General features: G+C 68.3%; 4 protein-coding genes (1 of these 4 only partly in view). All 4 read right to left on the reverse strand.

Annotation, left to right across the window (positions count from 1 at the left end):
- Nucleotides 1-21,578: the 5' portion of an SDR family NAD(P)-dependent oxidoreductase gene (locus AC1PMG_RS10555; protein ID WP_481108847.1), read on the reverse strand. The gene continues 1,720 nt to the left of window position 1, outside the view; the window shows 21,578 of its 23,298 coding nt (coding positions 1-21,578); it begins with the start codon at nucleotides 21,576-21,578; its stop codon lies beyond the left edge, outside the window.
- Between the two features lie 84 nt (nucleotides 21,579-21,662).
- Entirely contained in the window at nucleotides 21,663-22,859 is a 1,197-nt protein-coding gene (locus AC1PMG_RS10560; protein ID WP_481108848.1) for an ABC transporter permease, read from the reverse strand.
- Nucleotides 22,860-22,892: 33 nt separating this feature from the next.
- Nucleotides 22,893-24,044 (reverse strand): ABC transporter permease, encoded by a 1,152-nt coding sequence (locus AC1PMG_RS10565; RefSeq protein ID WP_481108849.1) that lies wholly within the window; start codon nucleotides 24,042-24,044, stop codon nucleotides 22,893-22,895.
- The gene (locus tag AC1PMG_RS10570; protein WP_481108850.1) at nucleotides 24,041-24,748 is read right to left on the reverse strand and encodes an ABC transporter ATP-binding protein; all 708 of its coding nucleotides are present in this window, start codon (nucleotides 24,746-24,748) and stop codon (nucleotides 24,041-24,043) included. The genes AC1PMG_RS10565 and AC1PMG_RS10570 overlap by 4 nt, the downstream gene beginning before the upstream one ends.
- Nucleotides 24,749-24,785: the final 37 nt, after the last annotated feature.

Raw genomic sequence — 24,785 nt, forward strand, 5'->3', positions numbered from 1 at the left:
CGGTAAGCCGGTTCGGCGACGACACCGACGCTGCCCCAATACCCCCAGTTGATCAACTTCACCGCGGCGCCACGCATGGCCAGACGCTGGGCGAACGCGTCCTTGAATGCGCAACCGGCGGCGTAGTTGCCCTGCCCCGCGCTGCGCGAATGGCTCTGCAGCGACGAGAAGAACAGCATGAAGTCTTGGCAGCGCGGCAGGAACACCTCTGCCGTACGCACGCTCGCGTCCACCTTGGCGCGGAGCGCGGCGCGCAACGATGACTCTGTCATGCGCTCCACGCTCGCGTCATCGAGCACGATGGCCGAATGCACTACCCCGTGGATGGTCGGATGCAGGGCTTCGATCCGACGGCAGACCTCCTCCAGCGCGCTCCGGTCGGCCGCGTCCGCGCGGCAGTAGATCGGCGCGGGCCCCAGGCGGGACAATGCGTCGAGCTTGCTCCGGATGGTGTCGTCGTCTTCCGCGCGACGACCGATCCACCACACCCTGGCCTTGTAGTGCCGGACGAGGTGTTCGGTGAGCACGGTGCCGATACCGCCCGCGCCACCGACGACGACGTACACGCCGCCTTGCCGGAACGCTGGCGCCTCACGCCTGGCCGCGTACGGGAGCAATCGTTGCCGGTGCCAGACTCCGTGGCGCCAAGCCAGCGTTGCGCCGCGAGCCTCGTCCGGCATCGCGGCGAGGGCGCGCAGCGCGTCGTTACCGCCATGTGGCAGGTCGACGCCCCTCACGTGCCAGCGCGGGTACTCCCGCGCGAAGGATCCGACCAGCCCATGGACGCCAGCGTGCGCGGGGTCCACGTCGGCGGCGGCGGAGACCGCCTGCGTCCGCCAGGTGACGACGGTCCAGTGCAGGTCGGTGTCGCCGTAACCCTCGGCGAGCAACGCCTTGGCCAGGCGGAAGCACGCGATCACGCCGGCCTCCTGCGCATCGACCAGGCCATCGGCGTCGTCGATGCAGGCTGCGTCCCGTGCAGGAGCGAACCAGACCACCCGTGCCACTCGAGACGCGCCGCGAAGGACGATGGCGATGTCCTCCACCGATGCCGTGGGCGGCAGGGACAGCCGTTCGGCGCCGCCTTGCACGCCGTCGAGCGAGGCGGCGTGTTCCGCGGACGCGCCGATGACAATCGTGCGGCCGGAGAGGACCGGCGAGGTGGCCCTGGCGAAACCAGGCACCGGCTCCCACGCCGGCACGAGCATGAGCGCACCCTCGTCGTCGACTGACGAGGGGGCCGCTGCCGTGACCGGCGTCGCCACCGACGCCGGCGCGGAAACGACCGGTTCGTCGGGCCAGTAACGTTGACGCGCGAACGGATAGGTCGGCAGGGATATCCGGCGCGGCTTCGAGGTGCCGTAGAGACGCGTCCAGTCGACGGCGAGTCCGACCACCCACAGGTCGAGCAGCTTGGCGTATCGGCCCTTTGCAAGCCATGCCTCCGTCGCCCGCTGCATGTCCTCGTCGGGCGACAGGAGCGACTGGGCGAGGCGATCGTGGCGGACCGCGCCCACGTGCATGCCGTCGGCCTCGCGATCGCCGTCGAGGTAGCGGCGCAGCGCCTCCTTCAGCCTCCCGTGCGAATCGGCGACCACGGCAAGGCGATGGTCCATTGCCTCGCGCCCCACCTGCAGCGTATAGGCGACGTCGTGCAGGTCGATCGCCTCGTCGGGCGTGCGCTCGAGCATCGCCAGCAGCTGTTGCACGCGAACGCGAAGCCGGTCTTCGTTGCGCGCGGAGAGCAGCACGACAGGCGTCGGCCACGACGAAGGGTCGACGCGCGCGACGTCATCGGCGCGATGCTCCTGCACGATCATGTGGGCGTTCGAACCGCCCGCGCCGAACGACGAGATGCCGGCGACGCGCGGGTACTCCCGGACGCCCCCCGCCTCGACCACCATCGGCCGCGGCCAGGGCGCGCGCTCGCGTTGCACGGTAAACGGCGAACCGTCGAAGTCGATGTGCGGGTTCAGCGTGCGCACATGCAGGCTCGGCACCAGCTCCCCATGCCGCAGCTGCAGGAGCACCTTGGTGAGGCCCGCGATGCCCGCCGCGCTCTCGGCGTGGCCAATGTTGGACTTGACCGAACCGATCGCGCAGAACCCCCGTGCATCGACATCGCGCGAGAAGGCCTGCTGGAGGCCTGCGACCTCGATGGGATCGCCCAGCGCTGTGCCGGTGCCATGTGCCTCCAGGTAGCTGATGGCCCGCGGCGGTACGCCCGAGCGTTCTATGACCCGTCCGATCAGCTCGGCCTGGGCCTTCGGGCTGGGCACCGTGTAGGCATTCGTGCGGCCGCCGTGATTTACCTCGATGGCCTTGATCACGCCGTAGACCTGGTCTCGGTCGGCCAGTGCGGCTGCCAGCGGCCGTAACAACACCGCTCCCACCGCCTCCGCGGGCACGTACCCGTCGCCGCCGGCGGCGAAAGCCGTGCACCGGCCGGTGCTCGACGCGAACTGCGCATGGGAGAGCATCAGGTACTTGTTGGGATGCACCGACACGTTCACGCCACCGGCGATGGCCACATCGCAGTCGCCGGTGCGTAGGCTCTGGCAGGCGAGATGGAGCGCGGTGAGCGACGACGAGCACATGGTGTCCACCGAAAGGCTCGGCCCGTGGAAATCGCAGAAATAGGAGATGCGGTTGGCGATCGATCCCAGGCTCGCGCCCACCACTAGCGCCTCGCCACGCGCCTGCGCCTGCGCCGCGTACAACTGGTACTCCTGATACATCGCACCGACGAATACTCCGACGCGGCCTGCGCGTCGCAGGCTTTCGCGTGTTTGGCCGGCATCTTCCAGGGCCTGGTAGACGCATTGGAGGAAAAGGCGCTCCTGAGGATCGGTCTGGCGCGCTTCCAGCGGCGACATGTTGAAAAACAGCGGATCGAACTCGTCCACGCCGGAGATGAATCCGCCCCACTTGCTGTAACTCTTGCCGGGCTTGCCCACCTCGGCGTCGAAATAGCGGTGGTGGTCCCAACGCGTGGCCGGGATTTCGGTGACGGCGTCGCGGCCGTCGCGCAGGTTGTTCCAGAACTCTTCCAGCGTATCGGCCTGGGGATAGCGGCCGCCCAGGCCTACGATGGCAATTTCTAGCGGTCCGTCGCCCGTCGGCGGCGCCTGCCGAGGCTGGGCCTCGCGCATGGGCATAGTCGCGCGCGCAGCCACCGCCACCTCCGGTACGGGCGGCGGCGGTGGGGTCGGCGCGACCGATACCTTCGTCTCGGCGACGCCCAGGAGGGTGCGCAGCCGCGCCAGGTGCGATTGGAGGAAGTAATCGCACAGTTCGCCGAGGTTCTGGTGCTCGAAGAACAGCGTCTTGGAAAGCGGGCCGAAGCTCTCTTCCAGGCGCGCGGTCATTTGCATGACCAGCGTGGAATCGATGCCATAGGACTCGAATGGCTCCGTCGCATCGATGCGGTCGCGTGGGAAGCGCACTTCCTCAGACAGCATGCGCGCGAGGAAATCGAGGGTCTTCGCCGAGAGGTCGGGGGCGTCGCCCAGGGAGATGGCCGAAGCATTGCTCGCGGTGGCCGGAGCATCGGCGACGGACGCCGCAGGCATTGGCGCCGGCGCAGGGTCGGCGAGCCGCCAGTCCGCGCCCGCGCGCACCACCGCCACGCAGGCATGCGGCGTGGCCCATGCGCGTTCCAGCGCGGCGATGCCTTCAGTGGTGGCCAGCGCTCGGAAACCCTGTCGCTCCATGCGGTCGCGTGCGGGAGCCGACATGCGCAGGCCGCCTTCTTCCCACAGCGGCCAGGCGATCGCCAGGCTGCGACCCTGCCGCTCGCCGCGCACGACGCGTGCCTGGCGCGCCTGCGCGAAGCCATCCATATAGGCGTTGGCCGCGGCGTAGTCCGCCTGGCCGAGATTGCCCCACGCGCCCGCCGCGGCGGAGAACACGATGAAGAAATCGAGCGCCCGCTCGCCGATGGCGTCGTCGAGCCGCGTGGCGACGTGCACCTTCGATCGCCAGACCGCGGCGAATTCCTCGGCGGTCTTGCGCGCGAGCAGGCTGTCGCGGACGACCGCTGCGGCGTGGAGCACGCCATGCAACGCGCCATAGCGACGGAGCACGTAGTCGACGAGATCCCGCGCGGCGTTCTCCCCGGCCAAGTCCGCCTGCCGGTATTCGATGGCGTAACCCTGGGCGAGCCAAGCCTGCAGGCGCCGGCGACGTTCGTTGTCCAGCTCCGAGCGGCCGACGAGCACCACGTGGGCGTTCTTCACGTTGCGTCCAAGGTACTCGGCGAACGACATACCCAGGCCGCCCATGCCTCCGGTTACGACATAGACGCCGCCTTCGCGCCATGGAAGCGATCCGGTCGAAGCGGGAGCGATTTCCGTCCACGTGGCGACTTCGCGAATGCCTGCTCTATAGCGAATCTCGCCGACGCCACGGCCGGCATCGGCGCGCAGGCGCTCGACCCAGGCATCCGTGGCGTCCGCCAGATCGGCCTCGATGGTCTGCCAGCGCAGCCCCGGATGTTCGATACGCGCCGTTTTCAGCAGGCCGGACAGACCGCGCAGCAGCACCTCGTCACCGCCGACCACCTGGATGAGCACGTCTTGCCGCGACGATTCCGACGAAAGCGCGCGTACCGCTTCGAGCAGCCGCCAGCCGTAGCGTTCGCATCGTTCGGCTGTCCCCGCGTACGGCAGGTCCCAATGTTCGGCGCGCCATCCGGCAAGCGCATCGAGCGATGCGGCGACACGCGAGTGGTTTCGGCCGTCGTCGTCGATCCCCGTGCAGACAACGGCATGGCGAAGACCGTCCCCGGCCGCCATGGGGGAGGCGTCGCTCCGCCAGTCGCGCGCCAGCAGAACCGTCCGTTCGCCTGTCCGGCGCATCGTGCAGCCATCGATGCGCACGCGCTCGAGCCCATCCGCGTCGTGCAGGCGGATGTCGAACTTCGGCAGGTGTGCCTGCGTCGATGCCGAACGCGTCAGCACGGCATAGGCCCGGGCGCTCAATGGTCCGAGGACTTCCACGCGATCCAGCGCGTAGGGGACCCAGGCCCCGCCCGCGTCCAGCAAGGCGTCCGTCGCTTTATCGTCGAGGGACCAGCCGATGGTGGCCTGCAATGCACCATCCATCAGTCCCGGATCCAGGAAGAAGGTCGCCTCGCCGTCGCGTGGCGCGTCGGGCGCTTCCAGCGTCGCCAGCACGTACGGACGGCCGGCGGCATCACGGCCCATGGCCACCCGCCGCAACGTGCGATGTGTGGGGCCGTAGTCGATGCCACGCGCAGCGAACGCGTGGTAGCACGCCGTTGTGTCGAGGCTTCGTTCGCAACGGCGGTCGAGTTCGGCCGGGTCCACGCATGTGGCGGGTTCACCGACCACCCACTCGGCGGTGCCACGCGAGTGCAGCCGCGACTCGTCAACCTGCCCGCCCGACTGGCTGCGCACTTCGTAGGAAAAGCCGCCCGTGTCACGCGGATCCAGCGAAATCCGCACCTCCACCGGCGTTTCGCCGACCACCAGCGGCTGCGACCAGCCCACGTGGCTCAGGCGCAACACACGGGCTGTCTGATCGGCGTACGCATGCGCTCGCGACAGGCCGTCACGCATCAATTCCACGTAGCCCACCGCCGGCATGACGCGTGCGCCGTTCACTACGTGGTCGCGCAGGAACACTTCGTTTCCGTCCAGGCGACCGCCGAACGTCGACTCGTTCGCACCGGGCGTGGCGGTGCTCAGCATCGAGCGATGTGCCGGTGCTTCCGGCGTCACGGTTGCCATGGGAACGGCCGGGTCGGCATGCCCCACCCAGTAGTGCTCGCGCGCGAAAGGATAGGTCGGCAACGGTATCCGGCGCCCGCCGCCGGTGCCGAACAACACCGTGGCATCGGGTACGTAGCCGCGCAGGTAACTTTCCGCCAGCGCCGCCAGCCCGGGCCGCCACGCGTCCGTTCCGGCGCTGGCGCGGCAGTGCGCCAGAACTGCCGCGCCGTCGGCGAGCACATCGTCGCGGACGCGCTTGCCGGCAAGGTGCGCGCTGCGCACGTCGCCTTCCGGCATCTCCCGAAGCCAGCGTTCGAGCCGCTCGACGAGGTCGCCGGTGTCGGCGACGACGCATGCCAGGCGATGTTCGAAATGCTTGCGGCCAGCCAGCAGCGTGAAGGCGACGTCCGCGATGTGCATGGCGTCGCGCGCCAAGTGCGCAGCCAGGCGCCTCGCCTGTTCGACGAGTTGGGCCCGCGTCTTCGCCGACAGCACCACGAGCCACGCGGGCGCGTCCTCGCGTTCCACGACGGCCGGCTCGGGGGCCTCGGCGAGCACCATGTGGGCGTTGGTGCCGCTGAGTCCGAACGAACTGACAGCCGCCAGCCGTCGCTGGCCGTCCGCGACGTGCCAGTCGCGCAGGGTCGTGTTGACGTAGAACGGCCCGTCGGACAGATCGATGTGCGACGAGGCCCGCTCGAAGTTGACGGCGGGCGGAATCCGCCGGTGCCGGAGCGACAGCAGCGCGCGCATCACGCCCGCCGCGCCGGCCGCGGCGATGGCATGGCCGACGTTCGCCTTGATCGAGCCCAGTGCGCAGTGGCCGCGCGGCACGGCGGCTGCGGTGTAGGTGCGTTTCAGCGCCAGGTATTCGATCGGATCGCCCAGCTTCGTCCCCGTGCCGTGCGCCTCCACCATCTGGATTTGGCGGGGATGGATGCCGAACGCCTCGTAGGTGGTGGCGAGAAGCCGCTGCTGGGAGGCGCCACTGGGGGCGGTGATGCCGTTGGACGCGCCGTCCTGGTTGATCGCACTCGCTACGACCAGCGCATGGATGTGGTCGCCGGCGCTCACCGCGTCGGCAAGCCGCTTCAGCACGAATGCGGCGACGCCCTCGCTGGGGACAAAGCCGTCCGCGCGATCGTCGAACGTGTGGCAGCGGCCAGTCGGCGACAGCAAGTTCGCGCGCGCGGAAGCCAGGTAGAAATAGGGCGTGCAGCGCACGTAGACGCCACCGGCCAGCGCCATGTCGATTTCACCGCCCCACAAGCCCTGACAGGCCATGTGCATCGCCACCATCGAACTGGAGCATGCGGTATCGACCGCGATCGCCGGCCCCTGCAGATCGAGGTAATAGGAAATCCTGGCGGGCAGCAGCGACACCGCCTGGCCCCACAAGGCCTGCGCCGGCTCCACGTGATCGAGCAGGCGCGAATAGTCCTCGGCGTTGCAGCCGACGTACACGCCGCAACGGCTGCCCTGGACCGAGGCACCGGCATAGCCCGCGTTTTCCAGCGCCTTCCAGGATTCCTCGAGGAACAATCGCTGCTGCGGATCCATATAGGTGGCTTCGATGCCGGAGATGTTGAAGAAGAACGGATCGAATTCGTCGATGCCTTCCAGCAGACCGCCGCGCCACTCGCGCAACGGCTGCATTCCGCCCTTGGCGACGTCCTTGGCGACGTCCGCCGGCGGCATCGGCCAGCGATCGACCCGCGTCACGAGCTCGCGGCCGTTCGCGAGGTTATCCCACAGGGCGTCGGCATCGGGCGAGCCAGGAAAACGTGTGCTGAGGCCCACGATCGCGATCGCGTCGCGCCCCTCGGTCGCCATCTCGGGCTGGGTCGCGACCGGCGCCGCCCGCTGCTTCCGCGCTGCCGTGCGCCGCAACGCATCGCCATGGGCCTGGCCGATGTAGTCCGTGAGGCGATCCACGCTTCCGTGGTCGAACAGATCGGTGGTGACCAGCGGGAGGCCGAGCGCCGCGTTGATCCGCTGGATCAGATGCCCGGCACTGATCGAATCCATGCCGTAGTGCACGAGCGCAACGTCGGGATCGAGGTCGGCAGCCGGTAGGCGCAGCACGCCGCATACGCATGCGGCGACGGTGTCGCGCACATGCACGAGCGGATCGTCCACGGATGGCATGCCGGTCGTCGCGACCGGATCGGCGAGCGACCCGAGGGCCGGTGCGGAAAGGTCACCGGGCTGCTCCGTCGACGCGCGCGGCCGTCGCACCAGTCCGTCGCCATGCGTCGCGATAACCTGCTGTGCGTAGGGATGGCCGGTAGTTGCGACGAGCGACGGCGCGTCGAAGCCCGCCTCGGCCAGCACACGCTTCCATCCGTCGAACGACAGCGCTGGACAACCCGGTAGGCGCAAGGTGGGGTCCTTGACGAGCCACCAGCCGTCGAGGAGGCCGAAGGTGAGGTGGGAGGTCGGCGAGTTGGCCGACATTTCCTGCATCAGCAGCAGGCCATGGCGTCGCAGCAGGGCTTTGACGTGACGCACCGTGCGACGGATATCGGCCGTCGCGTGGAGCACGTTCGCCGCCACCACCACGTCGTACCCACCATGGACGAAACCCTGGGCGCCCGGCTCCGCGGCGATGTCGAGCGGCTTGGTAGAAAGAAAAGGATAGCGGTCGGCGAAACGATCGCGTGCCCTGAGCAGAAAAGCCGCCGACAGGTCGGTGAAAGCGTACTCGCTGATGTTCTCCGCATGGCGCTCCAGCGAGGCCAGCATCGCGCCGGTGCTTCCGCCGGTGCCTGCACCGATTTCCAGGACGCGGATGCGGGCGGCCGGATCTTCCAGCACCCGCCGTTTGACGTATGCATCCAGTGCCGCCGCCATCGCGCCGTTGGCATGGTCGGCCAAGGCGTGGTCGCGGTAGATCGTCTCCACCACGGCATCCATGCCATCGGCGAACATGACGTCGGTGGCCGCGCATTCGCCGCGCAGTATCCCGGGCAAGGCGCGAAGCATGGTCTCGAGCAATACCACCTGACCGCGCAGCACGGGCAATGCTCTCCACCAGGCGGCGTGCGCGTGCCATGCCGGCCACGGGTCACCAGCCGGTGCGTCGTCGCCCGCGCACACGCGACCGTCCCGCCACGCGAGCAGGCCGTGCCTGCACAGCAACGCCACGGTTTCATCGAACCACGCGTGATGGCGTGCGACGATGCCCGCGTGGCGCCGGCATGCGTCGACCGTCGTCCCTTCCGCGCCGAACAGGCCCATGTCGCGCAGTTGCCCGAACAGCACGGCGAGCAGGTGTCGGTCGAGCCCATCAACCAGATCGCCCGACGCGTCATGGAACGGCGACGCGTCATGGTCACGGTCGATGGTGCCGGCGCCGCGCGTACCGGCCGGCGGTGCCGTCTCTATCACGTCTTGCGCATCGATGTAGCCGGACTGTCCGTGCTCCAGTCCCAGCGATCCGGTGATCGCTACCTGGAAGGGCGCGCCCGCCATCATGCGGTCCAGCGCGCGCATGGCCTCGGCCGGATCGAGCGACACGGTGCCCTGGCGCGCGAAACGCTCGGCGTACTCGGCCAGCGCCACGCATCCGACAGTTCCCCAGTAACCCCAGTTCACCACCTTCACCCGCTGGGCCCGGTGGTGCCCCAACCAATCGGCGAACGCATCCTCGAAGGCCGAGCCAGCCGCATAGTTGCCCTGCCCCGGAAGCCGCGCAAAGCTCTGCAACGACGAAAAGAACAGGACGAAATCGAGCGCATCCGCGGAGAACACCTGGGCCAGCCGGACGCAGACATCGGTCTTGGCCGAAAGCGCCGCGCGGAATCGCGCTCCGTCCATGCCGCCGATGCCCTGGTCGAGCAGAACGATGGCCGAATGCACCACGCCGTGGATGGCGCCGTACCGATCCAGTATCTCGCTGCGTGCGGCTTCCATCGCGGCGCGGTCGCGCGCGTCGGCGCGGATGTACAACGGCGCCGGCCCCAGCGCGCTCAATCGCCGGATACGCGAGGCGATGTCGTCATCCTCGGCGCGGCGGCCTATCCAGACGACGTATGCGCGATGGTGGCGGATGAGGTGTTCGCTGAGCACTTCGCCCAGCCCGCCTGCGCCTCCGACGATGACGTAGACGCCCCCCTCGCGATACGCCGTTCGCTCCTCTTCGCCTTCCTCGAACGCGACGAGGCGGCGGTGGAACCATTCTCCTTGCCTGCGCGCGTGGACGTCGGCTCCGCCGGGTAGCTGAGCGAGCTCGGCCAGCGGAAGGTCCCCTTCGTGGGCGAGATCGGCGCAGCGGACGTTCCACAGAAGGTATTCCTTGGCGACTGAACCCATCAGGCCATGCAGTCCGGCATGGCCCGGATAGATGGGTTCGTCCGCGATCACCCGTTGCGTCCGCCAGGTCACCACCGTCAAGTCGAGGCGGCGCGAGCCATAACCGAGGTCGGCGAGTGCGCGCAGCATGCGGAAGCATGGCAGCAGCCCGCTCTCCTGGGCGGCGAGCATCGCCTCCTCGTCGTATTCGTCGTGATCGCCCATGCACTCGCGGGCGATCCACACCACGTGTTCAACGCTCTCCTCGTGCAACGTGTCGACGAGTGTCGCCACGTCGGCGCAGGTCGCGGCGCCGACGAATCGCGCGTTGGCGTAGCGTTCGCGGATTGCGCGTTCGTCGGTCTCGTCCGCGCCGAAGACCAGCGTGCGCGCCGCCGTGGAGATCGCCTGTTCCGCGGACGACCGCGATACCGCGCTCCAGCGCGGCACGAACGTCAGCGGCGACGCCGCGCGATCGTCTCGTCGCGCGGTCGGCGGCGGATCGGGAGCGGTAGGCGGCGGTGCGTCGCCGCCGACCCAGAAGCGCTGCTTGCGGAACGGGTACGGCGGCAACGATAGCTTTCGCGGCTGCACACCCTTACGCAGCGATTTCCAGTCGACGTCCAGCCCCTTCACCCAAAGGTCGAGCAGCTTGTCGTACTTGCCCTTGGCGATCCACGCATCGACCGCGCCGTGCAGGTCATCGTCGGCGGTGAAGGCTGCCAATGCCTCGCGATGGCGCCGGATCTCGCCCTGATGCAGGCCGTCGACATGGCGCTCGCCCGCGACGAATGCGCGCAACGTGGCACGCAACGCGTTCACGCTTTCGAATGCGCACGCGATCCGATGTTCCATCGCCTCGCGGCCCACCTGCAGCGTGTACGTGAACGCCTCCACGTCCAGCGTCTCGTGGGCGTCCATCCAGGCGAGCACGCGACCGGCCTGCGCGCGCAGGCGTTCCCCGGTGCGCGCGGACAGCACGAACAGCGAGGATGCCCCGCGCGGCACCTGACCGTGCATCGCCGGGCGACGCGCATCGACGTATTCCTCGATCACCAGATGCGCGTTGGTGCCGCTGTAGCCGAACGAACTGACCGCCGCGCGCCGCGGCGCGCCGTCGACGCGCGCCCACGGTTCCCGCGCGGTACCCACCCGAAACGGCGACGTGGCGAAATCGAAATGCTCGTTAGGCGTCGCAAAGTGCAGGCTCGGCACCCGTTCCCCGTGACGCAGGCACAGCAATACCTTGTGTACCCCCGCCACCCCGGCCGCCGCCGAGGTGTGGCCGATGTTGCTCTTGACCGAGCCCAGCACGCACCGCTGCCGACCCACGCCGGCCGCTTCGTACACGCTGCGCAACGCTTCCAGTTCGATCGGGTCGCCCAGCTTGGTTCCCGTGCCGTGCATCTCCACGTAGCCGATCGTCGCCGGATCGATCCCGTGGCGCGCATACACCTCCCGCTGCAGTTCCGCCTGCCGCACCGCGCTCGGCGCGGTGATGCCGTTGGTCTTGCCGTCCTGGTTGATTCCCGACCCCAGGATCACCCCGTGGATCGGATCTCCCGCCGCTTCCGCGTCCGACAGCCGCTTGAGCACCAGCGCGCCTACGCCTTCGCCAGGCACGAAGCCGTTCGCCCCGTCGTCCATCGTCTTGCAGCGACCGTCGCTGGACAGCATGCCCGCCGCGCTCATGGTCACGTAGAGCTCGGGCGCGAGATAAAGCGTTACGCCGCCAGCCAGCGCCATGTCCACCTCGCCGTGGCGCAATGCCTGGCAGGCCAGGTGCGTCGCCACCAGCGACGACGAGCACGCCGTGTCGATGGCGATCGCAGGGCCCTTGAGGTCGAGCAGGTACGCGATGCGCGCGGCGGCGATCGCGCCGCTGTTGCCGGTGCTGTCGGCCGTGACGCCATGGCGCAGGATGATCTGCCCGTACTCGTTGCCCATGATGCCGAGATACACGCCACAGCGGGCGCCCCCGAGGTCGGCCGGCCGGCATCCCGCGTCGTCGAACGCGCGTGCCGCCTCCTGGAGGAAGAGGCGGTGCTGCGGATCCATCAGCTCCGCCTCGGCCGGCGAGATGCCGAAGTACAAAGGATCGAATGCGTCGATGTCGTCCACGACGCCAAGCCATCGGCAGGCCACGTCGTAGCGATCGGTGGCCCAACGGTCCGGCGGGACCTCGGTCACGCAGTCGACGCCGTCGGCGAGACGATTCCAGAACGCGTCGAGGTCTTCGGCTCCGGGATAGCGCCCCGACATGCCGACGATCGCGATCGCCTCCGACGCGAAGGTCTTCGGAACGACAGCGTCATCGTGCAGTGACGACGTACGCGTCGGTGCCGTCGGCATACCGACGCAGGATGCAACGTCCTCGCGCAGCACCTCGTCCGCCAGAGGCACGGGGGTGTCCACGGCCGTGGTGTCGGCCTGCCGCTCGAGCACCTGGACCACGTGCGAGGCCATCTGCGCCAACGTGGGGCAGTCGTAGATCTTGGCGGTGGGCAGGCGTAGGTGGAAATGCGCATTGACCGCGCGCAACCACTCGACGCCGATGATGGAGTCCAGCCCCAGTTCCGCGAATGGTTTGCGCGGATCGATGTCTTCCGCTTCCATGTACAGCGCGCGACCCAGCATCTGACCGAGTTCCGCCTCGATCGCGCGCGGATCGCGACGACGTAAGAGGGGCGTGGCGGGCGCCACGGCCACGGCCAGCGCGGGTGGCGCGACCGCGGCACTTTCGGCGGCCGCGGAGCGGACGGTGGGCGCCGTGGGACGTTCCGTCCTGATCGCCGTAGGCGCCGCAAGCGAGCGCAGCGCGATCGCGTTGGGCTTTCCCGTCGCCGCGTCGCGGGCCGTTGACGCAAGGGGCGCATCGACGTTCGGCATGGCTTCCATGGCACGCTGCGCGATCCAGTAACGCGTCCGCTCGAACGGGTAGGTCGGCAGCGAGCGGCGACGGGCGATGGCGCTCTCCGGCACCACGTGCCAATCGATGGCCAAGCCGCTCACCCATAGCTCGCAGACCTTGCGATAGTCGCCGTTCTCTAGCCATGCCGAGGCGAGGCGCGCCACATCCGCGGCGTCGACCAGCGCGGCGAGTCCCTCGGGGACCGCCGTCCCGTCGCCCAGGTACACGCCCTCCACCGACTCGCCGTCGGCAATGGCATGCAAGCGCTGGCGCAGCGCGTCCATCGAATCGACGACGAACGCCAGCCGGTGCGACATCGCCTCGCGGCCCACCTGCAAGGTATGGGCGACGTCATGCAGGTCGCCGTCGCCGAGCCGGTCGGCCCCGATGGCGTGCAGCAGGCGAGCGGCCACCGCCCGCCGCGCGGCGACGCTTTTCGCGGAAAGCACGATGATCGCCGGTCGCGGGGCGGACGATGCGGCCGGTTCGCCGGCCGGCGCCACGTACTCCTCCACGATGACGTGCGCATTGGCACCGCCGGCGCCGAACGACGACACACCCGCGCGACGCGGCCGTTCGCGTTCGACGCCGTCGATCTCCACACGCTGCCGGGGCCATGGCGCCAGGCGCGACTGGACGAAGAACGGCGTCGCCGTGAAGTCGATGTGCGGGTTGGTCTCTTCCGCGTGCAGGCTGGGTGCGAGCGCACCGTGCTTCATCTGCAGGAGTATCCGGGTAAGACCGGCGATGCCCGCGGCGCTTTCCGCGTGCCCGATCATCGTCTTCACCGAACCGATGGCGCAGAACTGGCGGTCCGAGGTGCTGCGTTCGAACGCCTGCGTGAGACCGGCGATCTCGATCGGATCGCCCAGTTCAGTGCCGGTGCCGTGGGCCTCGACGTAAGCGATGGAACGGGCGTCCACTCCCGCACGGGTCAGCGCGGCGGACACCAGGTCGCGCTGCGCGAGGGGGTTCGGCACGGTGTAGCCGTGCGTCCTGCCACCGTGGTTGATGCTCGTGCCGAGGATCACGCCATGGATGGGATCGCGATCAGCGAGCGCCCTCGACAGGCGCTTGAGCAGCACCGCCCCGCTGCCCTCGCCCGGCACCATGCCGTCGGCGCCTGCACCGAAGGTACGGCAGCGGCCGCTGGGCGACAGCATGCGCGTCGCGCACATGTAGACGTAGCTCGAAGGGTGCAGGTAAAGGTTCACGCCGCCGGCGAGCGCGAGCTCGCATTCGTCGCGCAACAGGTGCTCGCAGGCTTCGTGGATGGCGGTGAGCGACGCGGAGCACATCGTGTCCACGGGCATGCTCGGGCCTTGCAGGTTCATCACGAACGACACGCGGTTGGCGATCGAGGCGAACGACGTATGCAGGGTCAGCGCCTCACCCCGGCGCCAGAGCGCGGGGCCGTACAGGTCGAAGCCCGTCTTGGTCACGCCCGCGAACACGCCCACCGACCGGTCATGCCGCGCGTCGAGGGATTCACGCGTATAGCCGGCGTCTTCCACCGCCTCCCAACACGTCTGCAGGAAGAGGCGCTCCTGTGGGTCCATCATGTCGGCATCGCGAGGAGCGATACCGAAGAACAGCGCATCGAACTCGTCGAATCCGTCGATGAAGCCGCCCCATTTGCCGTAGCTGCGCCCGCGCGAGCTGGCCTGGAGTTCGTCGGGGTCGTAGAAGTCCTCCAGCGACCAGCGCTCGGGCGGAATCTCGCCGATGCAGTCGCGCCCCTCGCTCAGGTTTTCCCAGAACGTACGCAGGTCGCGTGCCCCTGGGTATTGCCCGGCCATGCCGATGACCGCGATAGGTTCCCGCGCCGCGTCCCGTGGAGCGGGCATCGCGTTGCCGGGCGTGGCCGGAGCGGCGACGGGTGTCGCATGCCCGACGTCACACCAGTGCGAGCATGCCTCGGGATACTGCGAAAGCAGGTGGTCGCGCAGGGAGCGCAATGTGGCGTGTTCGTACAACACCGTCTTCGACAGCCGCTCGAACACGGCGCCGAGGCGCTTGTTCAACTGCAGCACCATCATCGAATCGATGCCGTAGCGTTCCAGCGGCGCCATGGGATCGATCCGCTCGGGCGGCTGCCCGCTGACCTCGGCAAGGAGATGCTTCAGGCGTTGCGCCAGGGCCTCCGCGAGGGCCAGCGCATCCATCGTCCGCGCCGAAGGCTGCGGAAACGCCACGACCGGCGCAAGCGGCGCGACCGTCGCGGTGGACGGCGCGGTGGACGGCGCGGCGATCGCGACCGCCGCCGCACGGCTGCCGAGCGCCAGGTAGAACGCGGCGATGCCGTCGTCCGTGCCGAGCGGCGCCACCCCTTGCGAGCGCAGTTCCTCGGCCGTGGCATCCGGTATGCGCATGCCGCCGCCGGACCACCACGGCCACGCGATGGAAAGCGTCTGGCCGTGGCGTTCGCCGTCGGCCACGCGGCGGGCGCGCTGCCGGGCGAAGGCGTCCAGCGCAGCGTTGGCCGCGGCATAGTCGCCCTGCCCCGCGTTGCCATCGGTGCCGGCCACCGAGGAAAACAGCACGAAGAAGTCGAGCGGACGCGTGCCGATCGCCACGTCGAGGTTGAATGCACCGTGGAGCTTCGGCGCCATCACCTGTGCGTATTCCTCCGGCGTCTTCCGCAACAGGTAACTGTCACGGATCACGCCCGCGGCGTGCAGCACGCCGTGGAGCGCGCCGCGCGCATCCTCGATGTCGCGAAGCAGGGCGATCACCTCGTCCCTCCGCGCCACGTCCACCTGGCGATAGTCGACCGAGCGGCCCGACGCCCGCCACGCGGCAACGCGCGAGGCGGCCTCGCCGCGCAACGGCGAGCGGCCAACCAAGAACACGTGGGCCGCCGGCGTGCGCGCGAACAGTTCCTCGACGAAGGCCAGGCCGAGACCACCCGCTCCACCGGTGACCAGATACGTGCCGTCGGGGCGCCACGGCATCCGCGTGACGCTCCCTTCGAGCACGGTCATCTGCCGCGTCTCAAGTACGCCACCGGCATGCCGCAGTTCGACCACCGCCATGCGCGAGCCCGCGTCGATGGCATCGACCCAAGCCCGCGCATCGTCGTTCGCGTCGCCTTCGATCAGCTGCACGCCGAAGCGCGGGTTCTCCCGCTGCGCGGTCTTCAACAATCCGCCCAGGCCGCGCAGCAGCGTCCCCGGCGAGTTCGCATAGGCCACCTGGATGAGGATGTCGCCTCGTGGCGAAGTCGCGACAACGCGCTTGAGGTATTCCAGCAGGCGCCAGCCTGACCGTTCGTACGACTCGGCCGGATCGTGCGCGACGATGACCCATCGATCGCAGATGACCCCGTCACGGCTCTGGAAGGCCGCGGCGACCTGGTCGAATGGCGTGACGTCATCGGCTCCCTGGAGCAGCAGCACATGGCGTTCGCCCACGTCGCTGCGCGTGTCCGCCGGTGCACGCGTCAAATGGGCGCACGTGAGGATGGGGGCCGGATGCGAAGCAGCGGCACCGTGGTCTATCCAGTAGCGCGTGCGCGCGAACGGATAGCTGGACAACTCGATACGCCGACCGGGGAACGCGTCGGGGTGCGTGCTCCAGTCCACCTCTCCGCCTGCTAGCCAGTGGTCCAGCAGCGCGTCGGTGTCGGTGCTTTCCATCGAGGCGGCCATCGCATCGTCGTCGGCGAGAACGGCATCGAGCCGTTGCCGCGCGTCGGCAAGCGATGTCACCGTCACCGCCAGGCGTTTCTCCATCGGATCACGACCGTGCTGGAGCGTCCAGGCGACGTCGCCCAGTCGCGCTTCGTCGTCGATCCGATCGAGGTCGGCGCGCAGCGCGGCGACCCTGCCACGCAACTGCGCTTCGTTGCGCGCCGACAGCACCAGATGGTGCACCCCGGCGGTGCAGACCGGTTCCCGACGCGCCGGCAGGGGCGCCTCGGCGAGGATGGCATGCGCATTGACGCCGCCGAAACCGAAGGAACTCACTCCGGCCACGCGCGGCGCTCCGCGACCGTCGGCGAACATGCGACGCGGCCACGGCGACGTAGCTTCGACGACGCGCAGCGGACCGTCGCCGAGGCCCAGTCCCGGATTGGCGGTCCCGAAGCCGAGGCTGGCGGGCAAGGTACCGCGATCCATCGACAAAAGGACCTTGACCACACCGGCAAGGCCGGCGGCGCCTTCCAGGTGTCCGATGTTTGTCTTCACCGAGCCGATGGCGCAGCTCGGCGCCACCTCGCCCGGTACCCGCATCAGGGCCTCACGCAATCCGGCGATCTCGACGACGTCGCCGAGCGGCGTGCCGGTGCCGTGCGCTTCGATGTACTGCAGGTCGTCGGCGCGCACGCCCGCGTCGTGCATCGCCCGCTCGATCACGGATGCCTGCGACGCCGGCTTGGGCGCCGTCAGCGACGCAGCGCGGCCGCCATGGCCGACCGCCGTTCCCAGGATGGTGCCGTGGATGATGTCACCATCCGCCACGGCCTGCACCAACGGTTTCAGCACCAGCATCACGGCGCCTTCGCCGCGCACGAAACCATCGGCCGCCGTGTCGAAGGCGCGCACGCGGCCCGTCTTCGAGAGCATGCCCGATTCGTAATAGGCCACGCTGTTGACGGGGCTGCACAGCAGATTCACCGCACCCAGCAACGCGGTATCGCATTCCCCGCCGCGCAAGGACTGCACAGCGCGGTCCATGGCCACCAAGGCGCTGGAGCATGCGGTATCGATGCATACGCTGGGACCATTGAAGTCGTAGACGTACGACAGGCGGTTGGCCAGCATCGACAGTGCGCTTCCGGTGCCGACGTAGGCATCGCCGGCGCCTGGCGCGCGCGCGAGTACGTCGCGGTAGTCGTTGTGACAGGCACCGACGAAAACGCCGGTACGATGGACAGCGAGCTGCGACGGCCGATAGCCGCTGCGCTCCATCGCCTCCCAGCTCAGCTCCAGGAGCAGGCGCTGCTGCGGATCGAGCCGTTCGGCTTCGTGCGGCGAGATGTGGAAGAAGTCGGCGTCGAAGGCATCGATCCGGTCAAGCAGCCCCGCGCGGTCGATGCCCGCATGTTCGCCCATGAGGTCCACACCTTCGGGCCAACGCCACCGCCGCTCAAGCGAGGCGATGGCGTGACGGCCGTCGCGCAGTAGCTGCCAGAACGCCTCGGCGCTGTTCGCTCCAGGCAGGCGGCAGGCGATGCCGATGACGGCGATGGCCCGCCTTTCGGCGGGCAGCGGCGCCTGCTCGGGCTCGGCCGGCGCTCGCGACATGGCCGGCCGCTGCGTCGTCACCATGTCGGCGAGGGCGGCGGCCACCTTGGCGGCGGTTTCGTTTTCGAACAGGAACGCGGGCGCCAGCTTCACGCCGACCGCACGCCCGATCGTGCCTTTGAGTTCCACCAGCTCGACCGAATCGAGCCCCAGTTGCATCAACGGCCGGTGCGCGTCGAAGGCCGCTGCGCGGCGTTCGCCGAGGATCTCCATCACATGGTCGCGAACCAGGGACTCGAAGGCCGGATCGACGGCGGAAGGATCGGTATCGGGTGATGCCATGAACTGCGTATCCTCGTAAACCGGAGCGCCACGCGCGGGGGCCGCCGGTGCGCGCGGGGCGATGTTCCGCGCAGCTCCGTCCGGCACGCGGCAGGCGAAGACGGTATGCCCGGAGACGTCGACGGAGGCCGCCGAAGGCAACCCGAACGCCGACACGTCGACGAAACCGGCCGCAGCCAGTTCGCTCCGCCACCGCGGCACGCCGAGCAGGCAGAAATCGTCCAGTCGTTTCTCGCCGTCTTCGAACTGCCACGTGCCATGCAACAGGCCGCCACTGAACAGCAGCCACGTCTTGGCTTCGGTGTATTCCGCCAGGAGCAAGATGCCGCCCGGCGCGAGCAGCGCGCTTACCTGGCCGAGCGTGAAGGCGATGTCGCGCGTGTTGTGCAGCACGTTGGCCGCGATCACGACATCGTAGGTGCCAGCGGCGAAGCCCTGCGCCGCGAGATCGCCTTCGATGTCGAGCACCTGGAAGCCGACGTACGGATAGCGATCTACCAGGAAAGTCTGCGCGCGTCGCAGGAAGGCCGGCGAGAGATCGGAAAACACATAGGACACCCCGGCCGATTCGCCGAGCGTGCGCAGCACCGGCATCGTCGTTCCCCCGGTTCCGGCACCGATTTCAAGGATGCGCATTGGCGCGGTGGCGCAGGCGTCGCGTCGCGCGCCCACGGCTGCGGCGATCAGGGCGTTGATGTAATCCGACAGCGGCTCGCCATGGAAGATGCCACCGAACGCCTGCATGTCGCCGTCGGGGAACATGGCCGACGCGGCGCCGACCCGACCGTCCAGCACGTCGGCGAATTGCCGGAGCGGACCCCGGATGAACCGCAGATGGGCCGACGCATGCGGGTAGCGCGCCACGAAGTCGCGCTCGAACGCATCGACATCGACATCGGCGGCGGCGTCTTGCGACGGGGCGGTGAGGGCAATGGCGTCGCCATCGATGCGCAGCAGGCCGTGCGCGTGCAGCCGCGACAGCAGTGCGTCCACGTAGCGATGGTACTTGGGCAGCACGCCCAGGTTCGCCACCACGTCGGCCTTGAGACGCGCACCGCCCCTTGCCAGGCCGACGTCACCATGCAGCCACGCCATGACGCATCGCAGCGCGACGTCCGCCAGCTCGGCTTCCCAGTCGCGGGGAGCCAGCCCTGGTGCGAGGGCCCGTCGAGCCGCGGCGGTTCCCATGGCCGCGATGGTCTCGACCCATGCGTCACGCGATGCGTCACGCCACTCAGCGAGAGCGGCACGGCAGGCGTCGACGTCTTCCAGTGCCTCGAAGGTCTTGTCGACCAGGAGATAATGCGCGGCGAACGCCAGCAACGGGGCGAGATCGTCGCCGCGGCCTCCTCCGGCAGGCAGGACCCACGCGCCTTGCAGGCTGACACGACGGCGCAGCCCGTCCTCGCGCCATGCGACCGCGGCGCGGACACGCCCGTCCCTCACCAGGACGAGCGTGGTGTCCGCGAGCGCCGCCCAATCGGGCATGTCGCCCGGCGCCCGCCAGACCGAAGTCGCTGCCAGCCAGTCGAGGTCTTCATCGAGGTGCAGGTGGCGCACCGCGTAGGGATGGCGACGAAAATGATTGACCGTGATACGCGTGAAGCCCATCCGCTGCGGATAGCTCTGCCAGTCGCCGTCGTCACAGAACAGGCCTGCCTCCGCGGCGGCGAGCACGAAGCTGCGCGCGTCGAGCAGGAACTGCCTCGACATGCTGTGGTAAGCGTCGAAATGCAGGCTCTCGGCTTCGTCGATGAACGCCGCGCTGATCGCCGTGGGCAGCGAATGCACTTCCAGCAGCAGTAGCCCATCGTCACCAACGACGTCGCCCCAGCGACGAAGGTGCTCGACCGTGCTCTGCATCACGTCGCGCGCAGGTATGCGTCTGCCCGCATGATCGATGAAGACGCCGTCCACGCCGACGACGCGGCGGGTGGCCGCCTCCGTTGCATCGACAGGTGGATGATAGGGGCGATCGTGGTCGAGAAACGAACGCACGTGCAGCACATCGTCGGGCGTGCCGATGCCCAGGCGGCCAAGGTCGGCGACGATGGTCGCCGGATCGCCGATGTCTCCCTTGAGTGTTGTGTGCGGCGTCCCCGCGAGCGTCAGCGCCGACTGCCGCAACGCTTTGGTGTTCCAGTCGATCGCCGCCAGCCTCAACGGATGCCGGTCGATCGCCGTGCCCCGCTTCGTTTCGGCGAGCACCTTGTCGTAGAGCGTCCGCAGCAGCGTACCGTCGCCGCATCCGGTATCGGCCAGGCATGCCGGCTGCGTGGCGATGTCGTCGGTATCGAAACAGCGCAGCACGAATCCGGCGAGCGCGGCGAAATATCGCTGGTGCTGGAAACCGCTGCCTACCACGTTCAATGTCCGGTCCAAGTGCTTCTCGTGGCCCTTCCCGTCGAGCGCGAACACGTCGTCCGGCACGCCGCTCAGCAGTGTCGCGGTTTGCGCGAACATCGGCCGGTAGGATGCCAGCGCCGCCGTGGTGCGGATCCGATCCAGCATCGACTGACCCGAGGGAAGCAGGCACAATCTCTCGGAGTCGCACCGTATCCAGCGCTTGGCTAGCAGCCACGCCTCGATCTCGCGTCGCGGTCCGTCGGCCAGCTCGAGGTCGAGCGCGATGCGTCCCTCCGCATCCGTCGTCCCCCGGCGCACCCGTCCGTGGTGTTCGAGCGCGAGCAGGAGGGGAATCGCGAACACGCCGTCGAGGTAATCACGCAGGCGTTCGTCGGCTGCATCCCAGCCGTCGGCGGAGCGTTCGAGCCAGCGACGCAGGGAGCGTTTCGCGCTCCCCCTGGCGTAGCCGTCGAACGGAAACCGGTACAGCTCCATGATGCGGTCGGGAATCGCCGCATGGGCGGCGAACGCCTCGGTAACCTGCCAATGGTCGTCACCCGCCGCCTCGATCCAGCCTACCGTGTGGAACATGCGAAGCGCGACCGCCACGTATCCTTCGTTGCACGTGAAACGTCCGCACAGGGACGCGGCGGAAAATCGGCCGGCCGACGCCATGTACGCGAGGCACTCCTGCCTGCGCATGGCATCCACGAACGGCACCAGCACCATGCCGTGCGAGTATCGGTTCAGGACCTCGAGCATCCGGATCGGCCCCCTTCGTTGAAGCTTCCAACCCCGTCGCCAGCGCCCCTCGACGGCCGACCGGGTCACCCTGAATTGCTTTGCTCAGATCTCCCGCAACGCGACGGTGACCGGTACGCGCGCCGCGCTCAACGCCGGGAACAGGCTACCGGCCACGCCGATGACCAACGCCACCGCCACGCCGACGACCGCCGTGCCCAACGTCATCCTCACGTCGAAAACCAGTTGCGTGTTGAGTCCTCCGAATCCCGTGCCCAGTTCCCTGCCGTTGAGCAGCAGCCAGGAAAGGCCCAGGCCCAGCAAGCTACCCACGAAGGTCAGCGCCAGGGCTTCGAGCAGCACGGACAATATGATCACCCCTTCCCCGTAGCCAAGCGCGCGGAGGATCGCGATCTCCGACGCGCGGACGCTCACTGACGCATACATCGTATTAAGTGCAGCGAACATGGCGCCGATCGCCATAATCGCGCCCAGCACGTACGCGGCGACGAAGATCAGCTTGCCGATGTCTTTCGACTGCTGGCTGAAGAACTCCGATTCGCGCATCACGTCGACGTTGAGCCCCGGATTGGCGCGTAACGACGCCCTCAGGGCATCGAATGCCGTCGGCGACTCCAGTCGCACCAGCACCGAGTTGTAATGGCTCCAGCGCAGCGCATTCGCGAGCGTGTCGCGGTCGGTCATGAGTTCGGATTCGTGCGCATCCCCCGCGCTGCTGAACACGCCCACCACGTCCCACCGCGCACCTCGCAGCGTGAGGGTGTCGCCTACCTTGAGTCCCTGAAACCGTCGCGCGGCCGTCTGGCCGACGATCAGCTCGTACTTGCCGGACCGGAACATGCGCCCCTGCACCAGCTTCATTTCCGGACGAACGGCCATGACCTGCGGCCCCACGCCGCGCAAGGCGATGGTCACGTTCTGGGCATCTCGCCCCGTGCCTCGGATGACGGACGCGGGCGCGAGCAGTTCTGCCGAGGCGACGGCTTGCCCAGAGCCGTCGTGGACGATTCCCGCGCCGGCGAGGATGGTCAGCACGTCGTTGCGCAGGAGCACGCTGGTGGCGTCGGTCGAAGCACCTCCCCTCAGGACGATGGCGCGATCGGGCCGGCCTGTCTGTGCCACGGATCGGGTCAATCCGGTGGCCATGGCGAGGATGGCGGCCAGCACCGCGACCACGGCGGTCACCCCCACGACTATCACCAGTGAGGAGCCCGCGCGACGTGGCAGCGTGAAGAAGCTGGCGGTCATGACGGCGGCTATCTGGCGAAAGGGCTTAGACATGCGGGCGGTATCTCGTGAAAGGAAGCCGGAGCCTCAGCGGCGTAGCGCGAGGGATTCGATGATGCTCAGGCGTCCCGCCTTCCAGGCCGGCATGCCGCCACTGACCAGTGCCATCGCCACGGCGATGCCGAACGAAGCCAGCCAGAGTGCCCAGGGGATGCCCGCCCTGGCGAACAGGTCACCGGCCAAGGCGAAGACGACGCGAGCGACCAGCAACCCGAGCGCGGCCGCGAAAATGCACAGGAGGAAGGCCTCGGCGATGACCAGCGCGACCACGCCCGCCCGGGTGAATCCGACCGTCTTGAGCACGGCGAATTCGGGCCGGCGCTCGCGAACGGATTGCGTCATCGTGCTGGCGGTGACGAACAGCAGCGAGAAGAACGCCGCACCCACGATCGCGTTCACCAACACGTTGAGGTCGGCGATCGTGGTCATCTGGCTCTGCAGCAGCGCCTGTTCGGTCATCGTCCGCGTCTCGGCGGGCGAATTGGCGAAACGCGCGTCGATCGTGTCGATGATGCCCTGCGCTGCCTTCGGATCGGCGATCTCGGCGATGAAGAACTGGACGGTGTCGGGCAGAAAGGCGCGCGACTCGTTCAGGTAGTCGTAGTTCATGAAGAACGCGCCGGCTAGGCCCTGCGTGGCGCCGTCGGTGCTTTCGAACATGCCGACGATCTCGAAGGGGTAACTCGCCGTGCCGTCCTTCTTCGTCCAGATGGAGCTGCCCAGCGTCACGCTGTCGCCGATCTTCCAGCCGAAGCGGTTAGCCAGCGACTTGGCGACGATGGCGCCGGAACGATGCGTGCGCATGGCGTCAAGCTGATCGGCCGGCACCTTGAACAGCGAGTGATAGACGTCGAACATGCTCTTGACGTCGGTGGCGTACACCGGCACCGCGTTGCGCCGGTCTTGGAAATAGCCGCCGAAGAAGGTCATGTGCGACACCTCCACGACCCCGGGAGTTTCGGCGATGCGGCCCTCATAGCCGAGTGGCAATTGCTCCTGGGCGTACTTGCTCGAAACGAACAGGCGATCGTTGAGGTTGGAGAGCGCCGAGTTGAGCACCACGTTGAATCCGATCAGCACGGCGAACAGCAGGAACGCGACGGCGACGGAGATGATGGCGAACCAGGTGCGTTTCGGCCGGCGCCATAACTGCGCCCATACGAGTTGGATGTACTTCAAGCGACGCTCCTGCGGTCTTCGGACGCCTCGCGCGTCCTCGCCTTGCCCACGGGAATGACGCGCGTGGTGTGCCGAGCGGCCTCGGGATCGTGCGTGGCCATGACGATCGTCTTGCCCTGTTCGCGGTTAAGCCAGGCCAATATTTCGAGCACCACGTCGGCATTTTCGCGATCCAGGTCGCCGGTGGGCTCGTCGCAGACGATCAGCGCCGGATCGGTGACCAATGCCCTGGCGATGGCGATGCGCTGTTGCTGGCCGCCGGAGAGTTCCTCGGGCCGTCGATGCAGATAATCGGCCATGCCCAGCACTTCGAGCACGTCGCGGACACGCTTGCGGCACTGCGACGAAGGCATGCCTGTCAGCAGCAACGGCAGCATCACGTTGCGCTCCACCGACATCACCTGGAGCAAGTGGTAGAACTGGAATACCAGCCCGACGTGACGGGCACGCCACTGCGAAAGCTGCCGGTTGGAAAAAGTGTGGAGTGCGCCGCCAGCCACCGAAACCGAACCGCGTTCGACCGTGTCGAGGCCCCCGATGATGTTGAGCAACGTCGTCTTGCCGGAACCGGATGGCCCCATCAGCGCAACGAATTCGCCTTGTTCGATGGTGAGGTCTTCTTCGTAGAGCACCTCGATCATGGTGCCGCCGAGCTTGTAGCGTTTGGTCACCTTACGCAACGCGATGAAACTGGTGCTGGTCATCCTATCCCCCTGCCCGCCCCGGCCTGCGCCGGACGCG

The organism is Xanthomonas sp. NCPPB 2250 (assembly GCF_056725265.1).

Bases quoted from the DNA above. Each gene is read 5' to 3' on its own strand.
- AC1PMG_RS10560 (WP_481108848.1), bottom strand. From the start codon at position 22,859: ATGTCTAAGCCCTTTCGCCAGATAGCCGCCGTCATGACCGCCAGCTTC.
- AC1PMG_RS10570 (WP_481108850.1), bottom strand. From the start codon at position 24,748: ATGACCAGCACCAGTTTCATCGCGTTGCGTAAGGTGACCAAACGCTAC.